Source organism: Streptomyces sp. NPDC002817, assembly GCF_053592055.1.
Map to the genome: position 1 here is coordinate 125,548 of NZ_JBSFUY010000022.1, position 13,855 is coordinate 139,402.

The 13,855-nt window shown below is 71.3% G+C and carries 9 protein-coding genes; 4 read left to right on the forward strand and 5 right to left on the reverse strand.

Features of this window, described 5'->3' with window-relative positions; genetic code table 11:
- Nucleotides 1-11 precede the first annotated feature (11 nt).
- The gene (locus tag ACWD3I_RS33005) at nt 12-752 is read right to left on the reverse strand and encodes a hypothetical protein (protein ID WP_365395812.1); all 741 of its coding nucleotides are present in this window, start codon (nt 750-752) and stop codon (nt 12-14) included.
- A gap of 95 nt (nt 753-847) precedes the next feature.
- Between ACWD3I_RS33005 and ACWD3I_RS33010 the strand changes: the two genes are divergently transcribed.
- Genes ACWD3I_RS33010 through ACWD3I_RS33025 form a run of 4 tightly spaced genes read left to right on the forward strand, consistent with a single transcriptional unit; the run spans nt 848 to nt 7,399 of the window.
- Complete coding sequence (locus tag ACWD3I_RS33010) at nt 848-2,014, forward strand: ROK family transcriptional regulator (protein WP_365395809.1); 1,167 nt, start codon at nt 848-850, stop codon at nt 2,012-2,014.
- Between the two features lie 26 nt (nt 2,015-2,040).
- On the forward strand, nt 2,041-3,837 hold the full coding sequence (locus ACWD3I_RS33015) for an alpha-galactosidase D (protein WP_365395806.1): 1,797 nt from the start codon (nt 2,041-2,043) through the stop codon (nt 3,835-3,837).
- Between the two features lie 20 nt (nt 3,838-3,857).
- Nucleotides 3,858-6,203, forward strand: coding sequence for a glycosyl hydrolase family 95 catalytic domain-containing protein (locus ACWD3I_RS33020; protein ID WP_365395803.1), 2,346 nt, complete (start codon nt 3,858-3,860; stop codon nt 6,201-6,203).
- Nucleotides 6,200-7,399 carry an SGNH/GDSL hydrolase family protein gene (locus ACWD3I_RS33025; RefSeq protein ID WP_365395800.1) on the forward strand — a complete coding sequence of 400 codons (1,200 nt, stop codon included), beginning with the start codon at nt 6,200-6,202 and terminating at the stop codon, nt 7,397-7,399. Before ACWD3I_RS33020 ends, ACWD3I_RS33025 begins: the two co-directional genes overlap by 4 nt.
- Here the strand turns inward: ACWD3I_RS33025 and ACWD3I_RS33030 are convergent, their stop codons facing one another.
- The 4 genes from ACWD3I_RS33030 to ACWD3I_RS33045 are packed head-to-tail and all read right to left on the reverse strand — an operon-like array spanning nt 7,400 to nt 13,840.
- Nucleotides 7,400-10,318: a helix-turn-helix transcriptional regulator gene (locus ACWD3I_RS33030; protein WP_365395797.1), complete on the reverse strand. Its 2,919-nt coding sequence runs from the start codon at nt 10,316-10,318 to the stop codon at nt 7,400-7,402.
- Between the two features lie 41 nt (nt 10,319-10,359).
- Nucleotides 10,360-10,713, reverse strand: coding sequence for a UBP-type zinc finger domain-containing protein (locus ACWD3I_RS33035; RefSeq protein WP_365395794.1), 354 nt, complete (start codon nt 10,711-10,713; stop codon nt 10,360-10,362).
- Entirely contained in the window at nt 10,710-12,167 is a 1,458-nt protein-coding gene (locus ACWD3I_RS33040) for an ATP-binding protein (RefSeq protein ID WP_365395791.1), read from the reverse strand. The genes ACWD3I_RS33035 and ACWD3I_RS33040 overlap by 4 nt, the downstream gene beginning before the upstream one ends.
- Entirely contained in the window at nt 12,164-13,840 is a 1,677-nt protein-coding gene (locus ACWD3I_RS33045; RefSeq protein ID WP_365395789.1) for an FAD-dependent oxidoreductase, read from the reverse strand. The genes ACWD3I_RS33040 and ACWD3I_RS33045 overlap by 4 nt, the downstream gene beginning before the upstream one ends.
- Nucleotides 13,841-13,855: the final 15 nt, after the last annotated feature.

A 13,855-nucleotide genomic window follows, 5' to 3' on the forward strand; every position in this document is an offset into this window, starting at 1 on the left:
ACACCGCACCGTCACGCCCACTGTCTCTCCACCTCGTCGGACACACCGAACCCGGCGTCGCAGGAGGGGCAGTGGGCCCTGCCGAAGACATACGTCAGGGCGAGCGCCACCTCGTCCCGGCCCGCCTCGACGGCTTCCCGGTGCAGACGTGCGCCGATCCCCCCGAGTCGCTCCGGAGCCGTGGGTATGAGCCGTGCCCGGCCCTCCTCGTTCTGCGCGCCCGGGCCGGTCACGTAGTCGCCCGCCACGGAGAAGTGGCCGTACGAACCGAAGGCGACGAAGAGGCCGTCCTCGCAGGCCGGGCACTCCAGCTCGTACTCCTCGTTGAGCAGTCCCTCCAGCGCCGTGGCCCACACGCCGGCTTCCTCGAAGGCCAGGACGGCCATCTGGAGATAGACGAAGTCGCCCGTCTCCAGATCCCGGGCGGCGAACAGTCCGCGTGCGACGCCCAGCAGTTCCTCGATCTCGTGGGCGCAGCGCTCGCGGCGGGCGGGGTCCGGGTCCGTCGTGATCAGCCCGGCCATCAGCACCGCCTGGAGCGGCTCGCCGGGCGCCCGGCCCAGCGCGATGTCCGCGAGGACCGGCATCGCCGCCCAGCTCGCCTCGTACACCGACCCCTGATGGCACAGCGCGGACCACAGGTCGCTCCACACCTTGCCGTCGTCGGGGCCGCCGAGCTGCGCGAAGAGTCCCGGGATGTCCTCCGCGCTGCCGTAGGCGTGGGTCAGCTCGGCCCAATTGATCGTCGTCATGGGGCGATTGTGCCGCCCGGCACTGACAGTCGGGTCACAGACGAATCCTGCTTCTTTTATTGACGACGGAAAAGAAGCCCTCTAAGTTCCCGGCCATGCGCCCGATCTCCCGCGCCGAGACGTTCCCCGTGAACACCCCCGCCGCCTCGCAGGTGTTCACCACCGTGCTGTCCCAAGGCCCGCTCGCCCGACTGGAGGTGGCCCGTCGGGTGGGCCTGTCCGCGGCCGCCGTCACCAAGGCCGTCCGGCCCCTCATCGAGGCCGGCTACCTGGTGGAGGGTGCGGACGACGAGGCCCGCCCCGCACTCGGGCGGCCGGCGAACCTGGTCCGGGTCGACGGCGGACGCGCCCTGTTCATCGGCGTCAAGGTGACCGGCGACGAGATCATCGGCGTCCTCACCGACCTGTGCTGCCGCATCCGCGTCGCCCGCCGTGTGCCGCTGCCCGACCGCGCGGCCAAGGCGGTGCTGGCGTCCATAGCGGACCTGGTCCAGGACCTGCTGACCGAGGCGGACGACGTACCGGTCCTGGGCCTCGGCGTCGCCGTCTCCGGAGACGTGGACCGGACCGAAGGCACCGTCCGCTACTCGCCGTTCCTCGACTGGCGCGACGTACCCCTCGCCGAACTCGCCGCCCTGACCACCGGATTGCCGGTCACCGTCGACAACGACGTGCGCGCCCTGACCGTCGCCGAGCAGTGGTTCGGCGCCGGCGCGGGCCTGTCCGACTTCGCCGTGGTGACCGTCGGCGCGGGCATCGGCTGCGGCCTCGTCGTGCACGGCCGGGTGGTCGCCGGGGCCCACGGCGTGGCCGGCGAGATCGGCCATGTGACCGTCGACCCGAACGGCCCCCTGTGCCACTGCGGCAACCGCGGTTGCGTGGAGGCGATCGCGGGAGAGGCCGCGATCGTCCGCCGGATCCAGGAGATCACCGGCGTCGAAATCGCCGACGCGGCCGAGGCGTTGACCCTGGCCCGCCGCGGTGTCGCCGGAGCCCGCGAGGTGTACGCACGGGCCGGCGAGGCGATCGGCCGCGGCATCGCCACCGTCGCCAACCTCCTCGGTCCCGAACGCGTGATCATCTCCGGCGAGGGGCTCGCCGCCTACGACCTGTTCGCCGAACAGATCCGCGACGCGTTCGTCGCGGCAGCTTTCGGTTCCGCCGCACAGTGCGATGTCCGGACCCGCCCACTGCCCTTCGAGGAGTGGGCCCGCGGGGCCGCGGCCACCGCGATCCAGTCCTTCGTCCGAGCCGACACATAACCGCCACGACCCAGGAGGTACGGCCCATGCGGTCATCCTCGTACTCCGTCATGCCCGCACGCACCCTCAGAGCCCTGGTGGTCCTGGCCCTCGCCGCCGGTGCCGTCACCGTCGCACCGACGGCCGGCGCCGAGACCGCCGCTCCCGCCCTCGCCGCCAAGCCCTACATGGGCTGGTCCAGCTGGAGCATGCAGTCGTCCAAGTACCCGGGCCTCAACCCGGACGGCGACTACAGCTACCTCACCGAGGCCAACGTCCTCAAGCAGAGCGACGCGATGGCCGCCAAGCTCAAGAAGTTCGGCTACGAGTACGTCAACATCGACGCCGGCTGGTGGATGGACAGGACCTGGAAGTCCGGGTTCGACCGGTACGGGCGCCAGAAGGCCGACCCGGTCCGCTTCCCCAGCGGTATGAAGGCCGTCGCCGACCGCATCCACGCCAAGGGCCTCAAGGCCGGCATCTACCTGCCGGCCGGCCTGGAGAAGGGCGCCTACGGCGAGGGCAGGACGCCGATCTGGAACGCCGACGGCTGCACCACCGCTGACATCGTCTACGGCGACCTGCGCACCACCAACGGCTGGGACAGCTCCTACAAACTCGATTTCTCCCGCCCCTGCACCGCGAAGTACATCGACTCCCAGGCCCGGTTGATCGCCGACTGGGGCTACGACTTCCTCAAACTCGACGGCGTGGGCCCCGGCTCCGGCAAGAGCGGCGACCAGTACGACAACGTTGCCGACGTGGCCGCGTGGAACAAGGCGATCGCCGCCACCGGCCGCCCGATCCACTTCGAACTCTCCTGGTCCCTCGACATCGGCCACGCCGAGGACTGGAAGAAGTACTCCCAGGGCTGGCGCGTCGACACCGACGTCGAGTGCTACTGCAACACCCTCGTCAGCTGGGAGAACTCCGTCGACGACCGCTGGGACGACACCCCCGCCTGGACCCGGCACGCCGGACCCGGCGGCTGGAACGACCTCGACTCCCTCGACGTCGGCAACGGCGAGATGGACGGTCTCACCAAGGCGGAACGGCAGAGCTACGCCACCCTGTGGGCCATCGCCAAGTCCCCCCTCTACACCGGCGACGACCTCACCCGCCTCGACTCCTACGGCCTGTCCCTGCTGACCAACCGCGAGGTCATCGTCCTCAACCAGGGCGCCGCCCCGCCCGCGCACCCGGTCACTCCGTCCGACCCCCAGCAGGTGTGGGCCGCGAAGAACCCCGACGGCACCTACACCGTCGCCCTGTTCAACCTCGCCGACGCCCCCGCCGCCGTGACCGCCGACTGGACGACCCTCGGCTTCACCGGAAAGGCGACGGTCCGCGATCTCTGGAACCACGAGAACCTCGGCACCTACAAGAACCGGATCACCCAGGCCCTGCCCGCCCACGGCTCGCGACTGTTCACGGTCACCCCGCGCGGAGACCGGCTCACCTGGACGGGCATCGAGGCCGAGTCCACCACGAACACCCTCGGCGGCAACGCCTCCGTCGCCGACTGCTCCGCCTGCTCCGACGGAAAGAAGGTCGGCAACTTGTACCTCGGCTCCAAGCTGACCTTCAACGACGTCGTCGTCGCCCGGGCGGGCACCTACCAGATCAAGGTCTCGTACATCAGCGGCGACGCCCGCTCGGTGGACGTCTCGGCGAACGGTGGCGGCGCCACCCGCCACAAGCTCCCCGCCACCGGCGACTGGGGGACCGTGTCCAGCGTGTACGTGCCCGTGACGCTCAAGGCCGGCTCCAACACGATCACCTTCGACAGCGGCACGGGCTACGCACCGGACATCGACCGGATCGACGTACCGAAGTCGTCCTGAACGACCCTCCAGGAGCCGCAATGACCCCCGAACCGTCCAGACGCAACCTCCTCGCCCTCGCCACCGCGACCGGAGCCCTCGCCACGCTCCCCGCCTTCACCGCCTCGGCCGCACCGCAGCGGCCCGACGCCTCGTACGACACGACCGCACACGACGAGCTCTGGTGGCAGGCCCCCGCCGACGAGCACTCGATGATCGAACAGGGCCTGCCCATCGGCAACGGCCGTCTCGGCGCCCTCGCGAGCAACGACCCCGGCCGCGAACTCCTTCTCGTCACCGACGCGACGATGTGGACCGGCGGCCTCAACGACACGCTCGACGCGGACGGCCAGTTCCCGTACGGCCGGGCGGACTTCGGCTCCTTCACCCTGCTCGCCCGGCTCGCCGTCGACATCCCCGACCACGACCTGTCCGCCGTCTCCGGCTACCGCCGCACCCTGGACCTCGACCGAGGCGTGATCACCACGTCGTACGTCCGCTCCGGAGTGACGTACCGGCGGCAGATCTTCGCCAGCCGGCCCGACGACGTGATCGTCCTGCACTTCTCCCAGAGCGGAGGCGGCCGGTACTCCGGCACGGTGTCGCTGGAGGGGACGCACGGAGAGGGGAGCTCGGTGTCGTTCGGGGCGGCCTTCGCGAACGGGCTGCGCTACGGGGCCGCCGTGACGGCGTACGCCACCGGTGGCACGGTCACCGCCGGCGGCTCGGGCGTCTCCTTCGCTCGCTGCAAGGACCTCACCGTGGTGCTCAGCGGCGGCACCAACTACGCGCCCGATGCCGCCGACCACTACCGGGACCCCTCCCTCCACCCCGAGAAGCTGGCCCGCACCAAGGTCCGGTCCGCCGCCCGCCATACGGCGGACACCCTGCTGCGCACCCATGTCGCCGACCACCGTGCCCTGTTCGGGCAGCTCGACGTCTCCCTCGGCACGTCATCCGAGGAGCAGCGCTCCCTCGACACCTGGGAGCGGATCCGGGCGCGCGCCCGGGACGGCGTGCCCGACCCCGAACTGGAGGCCCAGTACCTGCAGTTCGGCCGGTACCTGATGATCGCGGGCTCACGCGGCAGTCTGCCCCTCAACCTCCAGGGGCTGTGGCTGGACGGCAACGACCCGGACTGGATGGGCGACTACCACACCGACATCAACCTCCAGATGAACTACTGGATGGCCGACCGGGCCGGACTGTCCGAGTGCTTCGACGCCTTCACCGCCTACTGCGTCGACCAACTCCCGTCCTGGACCGAACTGACCCGGACCCTCTTCAACGACCCGCGCAACCGCTACCGCAACTCGACCGGAAAGATCGCCGGCTGGACCGTCGCCATCTCCACCAACATCCACGGCGGGATGGGCTGGTGGTGGCATCCGGCGGGCAACGCCTGGTTGTGCAACTCCCTCTGGGAGCACTACGAGTTCACCGGGCGCCGCACGCATCTGGAGAAGATCTACCCGCTGCTCAAGGGCGCCTGCGAGTTCTGGGAGGCCCGACTGCTCACCCTCACCCTCCCGGGCACCTCCCAGGAGGTGCTCATCGCGGACAGCGACTGGTCGCCCGAGCACGGGCCGCTCGACGCCAAGGGCATCACCTACGCCCAGGAGCTCGTCCGGGATCTCTTCGGCAACTACTGCGCCGCGGCGGCGGAGTTGAAGAAGGACACCGGCTTCGCCGACAGGATCGCCGGCCTCCGCAAGCGGCTGTATCTGCCGCAGGTCAGCCCCACCACGGGCTGGCTGGAGGAGTGGATGTCCCCCGACAACCTCGGCGAGACCACCCACCGGCACCTCTCCCCGCTCGTCGGCCTCTTCCCCGGTGACCGCATCCGACCCGACGGCTCCACCCCCGCCGCCCTCGTGGAAGGCGCCACCGCCCTGCTCACCGCGCGCGGCATGGAGAGCTTCGGCTGGGCGAACGCCTGGCGGAGCCTGTGCTGGGCCCGGCTCAAGAACGCGGACAACGCCTACCAGCTGGTCGTCAACAACCTCCGTCCCTCGACCGACGGCAGCAACGGCACCGCCTTCAACCTCTTCGACATCTACGAGGTGGAACGGGGCCGGGGCATCTTCCAGATCGACGGCAACTTCGGCACCCCGGCCGCGATGATCGAGATGCTGCTGTACTCGCGCCCGGGCCACCTCGAACTCCTCCCGGCCCTCCCGGACGCGTGGGCCGCCTCCGGCTCCCTCACCGGGGCCGGTGCGCGCGGCGGTTTCGTCGTCGATCTACGGTGGAGGGATGGGAAACCCACCGAGGCACGCATCCGCAGCATCGGCGGCCGCACCACGACGGTCGCGTACGCCGGAACCTCCCGGACCGTGACACTGAAGCCCGGTGCGTCCGTGACGCTCAAGGACCTCGACCGGTGACGGGCCGCCCCGCCCGGGTCGGCCGGCTGCTGGTCGTCACGCTCATGGCGGCCGTCCTTCAGGCCGTGCCGGCGCGGGCCGCCGCCCAGAGCCCGCCCGACGGCGTCGTCACCTGGGGCGCGAGCGCCGACCGCATCGGTGAGGCGGTCGCCGACCGCGGCTACCGCATGGTCGTGCACACCAGCGTCGCCGGCCGTGACCCGCGCATCCGGCTCTCCAACGCCTTCGGCGACCGGCCGGTGACCTTCGACAGCGTCTACGCGGGCATCCGGAAGGAGGGTCCCGAACTCGTCCACCGCACCAACCGCCGGCTCACCTTCGACGGCTCGACGTCCGTCACCGTCCCGCCCGGCGCCACGGCGTACAGCGACCCGCTGCCGGGCAAGCTGCCCGCCGGGACCGACCTGGTCGTCAGCGTCCACTCGCCGGACGCGGCGGGCCCGCTCACCGGCCACTGGATGGCCATGCAGACGTCGTACGCCACCCAGGGCGACCACACCGCCGAGGAGGGCGGCGCGCACTGGACCGAGACCATCGGGTCCTGGTTCTACCTGGACGCGGTGTCGGTGCGCGCCGACGCCGGTGCCGTGGTCGCTCTCGGCGACTCCATCACCGACGGCTGGCAGTCCACGACCGACGTCAACCGCCGCTGGCCCGACTACCTGGCCCGTCGGCTCCAGAAGTCGCGGAACACGGTCAAGGGCGTGGCCAACGAGGGGATCTCGGGCAACAAGGTGCTGGCGGACGGCGCCGGGCAGAGCGCCCTGAACCGGCTCGACCGGGACGTGCTCTCCCAGCCCGGCGTGCGGACCGTGTTCCTCTTCGAGGGCGTCAACGACATCAAGGCCCACACCGGCGTCACCGCCCAGGACCTGATCGGCGGCTACCGGGAGATCCTCGACCGGGCGCACGCGGCCGGCACGTGCGTGGTCGGCGCCACCGTCGCGCCCTTCAAAGGCTGGTCGGAGTGGGACCCTGCCGCCGAGGCCGTACGCCAGGAGGTCAACGCGTTCATCCGGTACAGCGGCGAGTTCGACGCGGTCACCGACTTCGACCGGATCCTGCGCAGCCCCTACGACCAGGAGCGGATGCTCCCCGCCCTGGACGGCGGGGACCACATCCACCCCAACGACAAGGGGATGCAGGCCATGGCGGACGCCGTCGACCTGCCGAGCCTCGACTGCGCGGACCGTTGATCACCCCGGGGCGATCAGACCTTCCCGATAGGCGACGGCCACCGCCTCGGTACGGCTCGCGGCGCCCAGCTTGGCCAGGATGTTCGAGACGTGCACGCTCGCCGTCTTGCCGCTGATGAACAGCTCCTCGCCGATCTGCCGGTTGCTGCGGCCCAGGGCGAGGAGCTTCAGCACGTCCTGCTCGCGGGCGGTCAGCGGCGAGGGGCCGTCCGGGTTCTTCGGTGCCGCCGACAGCCGGCCCCGGCGTATCAGCGTGTCCGCCTCCTCCAGCAGGAGTGTGGCTCCCAGCCGTACGGCCGTCTCCCGCGCCGCACCGGCCTCGACGGCCGCCTCCTCGCGCCGCTCGGTCACCAACAGGGCCTCGGCGTAACGGAGTTGGCAGCGCGCACGCTCGTAGGTGTCACCGAAGTCGAACGCGGCGACCGTCTTCTCCCAGGACACCACGTCCGGTCCGGTCACCGCCCGGGCCCACTCCGCCTCGGCGCGCGCCAGCCACGCCTGTCCCTCCGGCCCCTGCGGAGTGCCGTCCTCCCCGCGCGCGGCCGTGCGCCGGGCCAGCTCCACCAGTTCGTCCGCCGTGGCCTTCCACCGTTCCGCGCCCGCCTCGTCGCCGGTGAGGCGCAGCCCGGCGGCCGTGTCGGCGACCGCGGACAGCGCGCGGGCGGCGAGCCGGACCGTGACGTCCGGACGCCTGCCCGACTCGTCGACGAGGGCCTTGACCGTCGACCGCAGCTGCTCCACCGCGGCTTCGGCGTCACCGCGCAGCGCCGCCGCCTCGGTCAGCGCGATGCCCGCGACGAGCGTGGCCATCCAGTCGAAGGGCCCCTGGAGCAGGGCACGGGCCCGGTCGGCGACCGTGAAGTCACCGCGCGCGAGGGCGACATAGAGCGCGGGCCCGGCCGCGTACCCACTGAGCGGGGGCAGTTCGGCGCTGCCGGACGCCGCGCGCAGGCACTCGTCCCAGCGGCCCAGGGTGTAGAGCACCACGAGCTGGAGATGGCGCATCGCCCGGGGGTAGGCGGAGGACAGCAGCCCGGCCCGGCGGGCCCGGTCGAGGCCCTCGGCCAGCCAGGGGAGGGACTCCTCGAGGTCGCCGGACTCGTAGGAGCCGATGGCGAGGTTGAACAGCGCGCGCATCTCCACCGGCGCGTTGCCCGCGGCGTGGGCCAGCTCCCTGGCCTCGCTGATGCGTTCGCGCCCCTCCGGGGTGCCGCGGCCGCCGCTTTCGAGGGCGGCGAGGGAGATGATCAGGTCCGCCCGGGCGTCCTTCGCGTCCAGTTGCTCGGCGACGCGCAGGGCCTCACGGGCGACCCGGAGCGCGGTCTCCATCTCGCCGATCTGGCGGGCGGCCATGACATGGGTGGCGGCTGCCCACACCCAGGTCCGCGACGGCGGATCGGCCGGGATGAGGGCGAGCGCCTCGCTGCTGTACTGGAACGCCGCGGTGAGGTTGTCGACGTCGATCAGGTTCCCGGCGAGCGTGTAGCGGACCCGGGCGGCGAGTTCGGAGTCGGCGTCCTGGTCGGTGCCGGCCAGCGCGGCCCGGGTGAGGGAGACCGCGCGGTGCAGTTCACCGGCGTGCGCGGCCGCCGCGGAGGCGCGCAGAGTGAGGGTGACCCGCTCGTCGGAGGGGCGGGCGGCCGGTTCCACCGCCGACCACAGGTCCAGGGCCGCCTCGAGGTGCCGCAGCTCCTCGGCGGGTGCGCCGACCCGCTGGGCGTGGTCCGCGGCCTCCAGTGAGGCGGCCAGCGCCTCGGCCAGGTCATGGCTCTCGCGGTAGTGGTGGGCACGTTCGGCGGCGGACTCGGCCCGGTGCCCGTGGCCGGCCAGCAGGCGGGCGAACGCGCCGTGCAGCCGGGCCCGTTCACCCGGGAGCAGATCGGCGTAGACGGCCTCCCGGGCCAGTGCGTGCCGGAAGGAGTACGTGTCCCCGTCCCCGGGCACCAGGAGCTGCCGCCCGACGGCCTCCCGCAGCGCCGACTCCAACTCGTCCTCGGGAAGCCGGACGGCGTCCCGCAGCAGCGCGTGCTCGACACGGCGCCCGGCGACGGCGGCGGTACGCAGCACCTGCTGGGCGGTCTCCGAGAGCTGCTCGAAGCGGATGAGCAGCACGTCGGCCAGCCCGCTCGGCACTCCGCCCATGTCGGTGTCCGTGGCCGCGACCAGTTCCTCGGCGTAGAAGGCGTTGCCCTCGGCCCGCGCCACGATGCCCCGGACCGTGGCGTCGGGCAACGGCCGGTCCTGGAGCGCCTGCACGAGCCGTGTCACCTCGGCGTCACCCAGCGGCCGCAGCTCCAGCCGCTCCACAGCGGGCAGCCGTACGAGCTCGGCGAGCAACGGCCGCAGCGGATGACGCCGATGCAGATCGTCGGCCCGGTACGACGCGAGGACCGCCAGCCGATGCGTGGGTGCCCCGCCCGCCGACCGCTGCAGGATGCCCCGGCTGAGCAGGAACCTCAGCAGGTCCCGCGAGGACTGGTCGGCCCAGTGGAGATCCTCCAGCACGAGCAACAGCGGTGCGACATCGGCCAGATCGGCCAGCAGCCCCGCCATGCCCTCGAACAGCTGCAACCGTCCGCCGTCGCCCTCGCCCCCCAGCAGCCGCCCGGCCACCGGATGCCCCGAGAGCACGGGAGCGAACCGCTCGTCGGAGGCGAGGATCCCGAGGATCTCGGTGAACGGCAGATACGGCAGTCCGACGTCACCGAGGTCCACACAGTGCCCGGTGAGCACGGTCATCCCGGCACGAGCGGCCCGCTCGGCGGCTTCGCCGAGGAGCCGGGTCTTGCCGACTCCGGCGTCCCCGGCGATCAGCACGGCGCGCGCTTCACCACCGCGGGCACGCGACAGCACACCGTCGAGCCGTGCGAGTTCGTCGGCACGGCCGATGAGTGGAGAAGAAAAGGAGGTCGGAGGCACAAACACATCCTGTCACCAAAGCACAGAAGCCCCCGAGCCAATTAGCCCCGCAACGTCTTCGCCCAATCCGCCGGAACCCGTCCCTCGGGACCCGGCGCCGGCTGATCCACCGGATGACTGTCCGGTGCCGCGAGCGAGGGCCCGGACTCGAACATCTCCTTGGTCGAGAAGTTCCAGTACCACTCCTCACCCGGCTCGAAGCTCTGCACCAACGGATGCCCGGTCTCCTGGAAATGCGCCGTGGCGTGCTTCGCGGGCGAGGAGTCGCAGCACCCCACGTGCCCGCACTGCGCACACCGCCGCAGATGGAACCACCACCCACCCGCGGCATCGCACTCGACGCACCCGTTCCCGCTCGGCGGCACGTGGGCGTCGAGTCCCTGGATCTCGGTCATTCCAACTCCTCGCTCGTGTCACTCTCCGCGGCGGTGAGCGGAAGCAGCACCTGGAACCGCGTGTCCCCCGGCCGGGACTCCACCTGAAGCGTCCCGTGATGCTTGTTCACCACGATCCGCCACGAGATGTCGAGACCGAGCCCCGTTCCCTCGCCCACCGGCTTCGTGGTGAAGAACGGATCGAAGATCCGGCTGCGGATCTCCTTCGGCACCCCCGGCCCCGTGTCCCGGAACTCCACCAGCAGCCGCTCATGATCGAGCGCCGTCCGCACGGTCAAGGTGCCTTCCCCGCCCGCACTGTTGATCGCGGCGACCGCGTTGTCGATCACGTTGGTCCACACCTGGTTGAGTTCCGCGGGGTACGCGGGGATCTTCGGGAGCGTCCGGTCGTACTCCTTGACGACCTTGATCCGCTGTCCGATCTTGCCGGACAGCATCAGCAGGGTGCTGTCCAGGAGTTCGTGCACATCGGCGTTCTGGAACGGCGCCCGGTCGAGCTGCGAGTACTGCTTGGCGGCGTCCACGAGGTGGGAGATGCGGTTGGTGGAGTCGTTGATCTCGTCCATCAACAGCTCGGTCTCGACGGTGTAGTTGAGCCAGCCGATCGCGTTGGGCAGGAGTTCCTCGTCCACGGCCGCGGCGACCTGGTCCAGCCAGTCCACGTCGAGGCCGGCCTGTACGAAGGTGGGGGCGAGCCGCCAGCCGTTCTGGATGTCGTGGTCGTCCAGCCAGTCGGTGACCGCGTCCTCGCGGTCCGAGGCCTCCAGCGGGCTCAACGTCGGTGCCTTGGCGACGCGTTCGGCGGTGCGGTCCTGGATGTCGATGAGGTTCGCCATGACCTCGGGCGCGTAGTTCCCCTGGGCGATGACGGCGAGCTTGTGCCGCATCTTGCCCACGCGCTCCCGCAGGGTCGCGGTGGCCCGTACGGCGGCGGCCGCCGGGTTGTTGAGCTCGTGGGTGAGACCGGCGGACAACGAGCCGAGCGCGAGGAGTCGTTCGCGCTGGCCGATGGCCCGCTGGGTGCTCTGCGAGCCGAAGAACAGCCCCTCCAGCAAGTGGACCGCCATCGGGAACCACTCCTGCATGAACTCCGAGAACTTCTCACCGGGCAGCACGAAGAACCGGGTCGGCTCCGTGACCCGCATGGAGTTCTTGTAGACCTGGCTCACCCGGTCCCCGAGGTAGGCCTGCATGGACCCCGCGTACACCCCGCGCTGCGAGGTCCGCGTGACCTCCACGTCGTCGCCGCCGACCCGGCGGGACAGTACGACCGTGCCCTCGATCATCACGTAGAAGCAGGTGGCGGGCTCGCCCTCGGTGTAGACGGGCCCGGGTTCGAACTTCTCCACCCGACCGGAACTGCACAACTGCCCCAGCTGTTCGGGGGACAGCTTCTCGAACAGGAACAGCGCCCCGATCTCCGCGGGGCTGCACGGCACGAGCTGCCCGCTCATGACTGCTCCAGATACCGGTGGACGAGCATCACGGCCATGGCTCCCTCTCCGACGGCGGACGCGACCCGCTTGGCGGACTCGGCGCGGGCGTCTCCCGCCACGAACACGCCGGGGACGTTGGTCTCCAGGTGGTACGGCGGCCGGTCCAGCTCCCAGTCCGCCGGCGGCCGTCCGTCGGCGGTCAGGTCGGGCCCGGCCAGGATGAAGCCGTGGTCGTCGCGCAGCACCGTGCCGTCCAGCCAGCCGGTCAGCGGGGCCGCGCCGATGAACACGAACATCCACTGCGCGTCGACGAGTTCGGTCTCCCCGGTGTCCACATCGCGCAGGGTGAGCTGCTCCAGATGGCCGGAGCCATGGGCGGACTCGACGACGGTACGCGCGCGTACCGAGATGTTCGGGGCCTCGCCGATCTGCTGGATCAGGTAGTGCGACATCGACGCCGACAGATCGGCGCCGCGCACCAGCAGGGTCACCGACTTGGCGCCCCGGGACAGGTACATCGCCGCCTGCCCCGCGGAGTTGGCGCCGCCCACGATGTAGATGTCCTGTCCCTGGCAGGAGGACGCCTCGGTCAGCGCCGAGCCGTAGTACACCCCGCATCCGGTCAGGTCGGTGCAGCCCGGCGCCTCCAACTGCCGGTACGACACACCGGTCGCCAGGATCACGCTGTGCGCGGCGACCGCCGAGCCGTCCGAGAACCGCACGGTCCGGGCCGCCCCGTTCACCTCCAGGCCGGCCACTTCACGGGCGGTGAGGATCTCGGCGCCGAACTTGGCCGCCTGCCGCCGGGCCCGTTCGGTGAGCTGGGCACCCGACACACCGTCGGGGAAGCCCAGGTAGTTCTCGATGCGTGAGCTCTGCCCCGCCTGCCCGCCGGTCGCGGACCGCTCCACGAGGACGGTCCGCAGCCCCTCCGAGGCGCCGTACACCGCGGCCCCGAGCCCGGCCGGGCCGCCGCCGATGACGACGAGGTCGTAGAAGTCCGCGGTGGGCGTCGTGGCCAGACCCACGTGCGCGGCCAGATCGGGTGCCTCGGGCTCGACCAGGGGAGTGCCGTCCGGGGTGATGACCACCGGCAGCCGCTGTCCGTCCTGGCCCGCGGCGGCCAGCAGCCGCTGCCCCTCGGGCTCCTCGGTCGAGTACCAGCGGTACGGCACCTGGTTGCGGGCCAGGAACTCCCGCACGTCCGAGGAGCGCGCCGACCAGCGGTGCCCGACGACCTTGGTGGCGGGCACGGGACGGTACTCGCTGCACCGCCAGGCCTCCAGAAGGTCGTCCAGGACCGGGTAGAGCTTCTCCTCCGGCGGGTCCCACGGCTTGAGCAGATAGTGGTCCAGATCCACGACGTTGATCGCGTCGATCGCCGCGTTGGTGTCCGCGTACGCCGTCAGCAGGACCCGGCGCGCGCCCGGATACACGTCGAGGGCTTGCTCCAGGAACTCGATGCCGTTCATCTGTGGCATCCGGTAGTCGGCCAGGATCACCGCCACCAGGTCCCCGCGCAGCTTCAGCTCGCGCAGCGCCTCCAGCGCGGACTCACCGGACTCCGCGCGCACGATCCGGTACGACTCGCCGTAGCGCCGCCGCAGGTCCCGGGCGACGGCACGGGAGACCCCCGGGTCGTCGTCCACGGTCAGGATGACGGTCCGCGCTGATTCGGCGGCCTGTGCCATACGTCTCCCACCCCG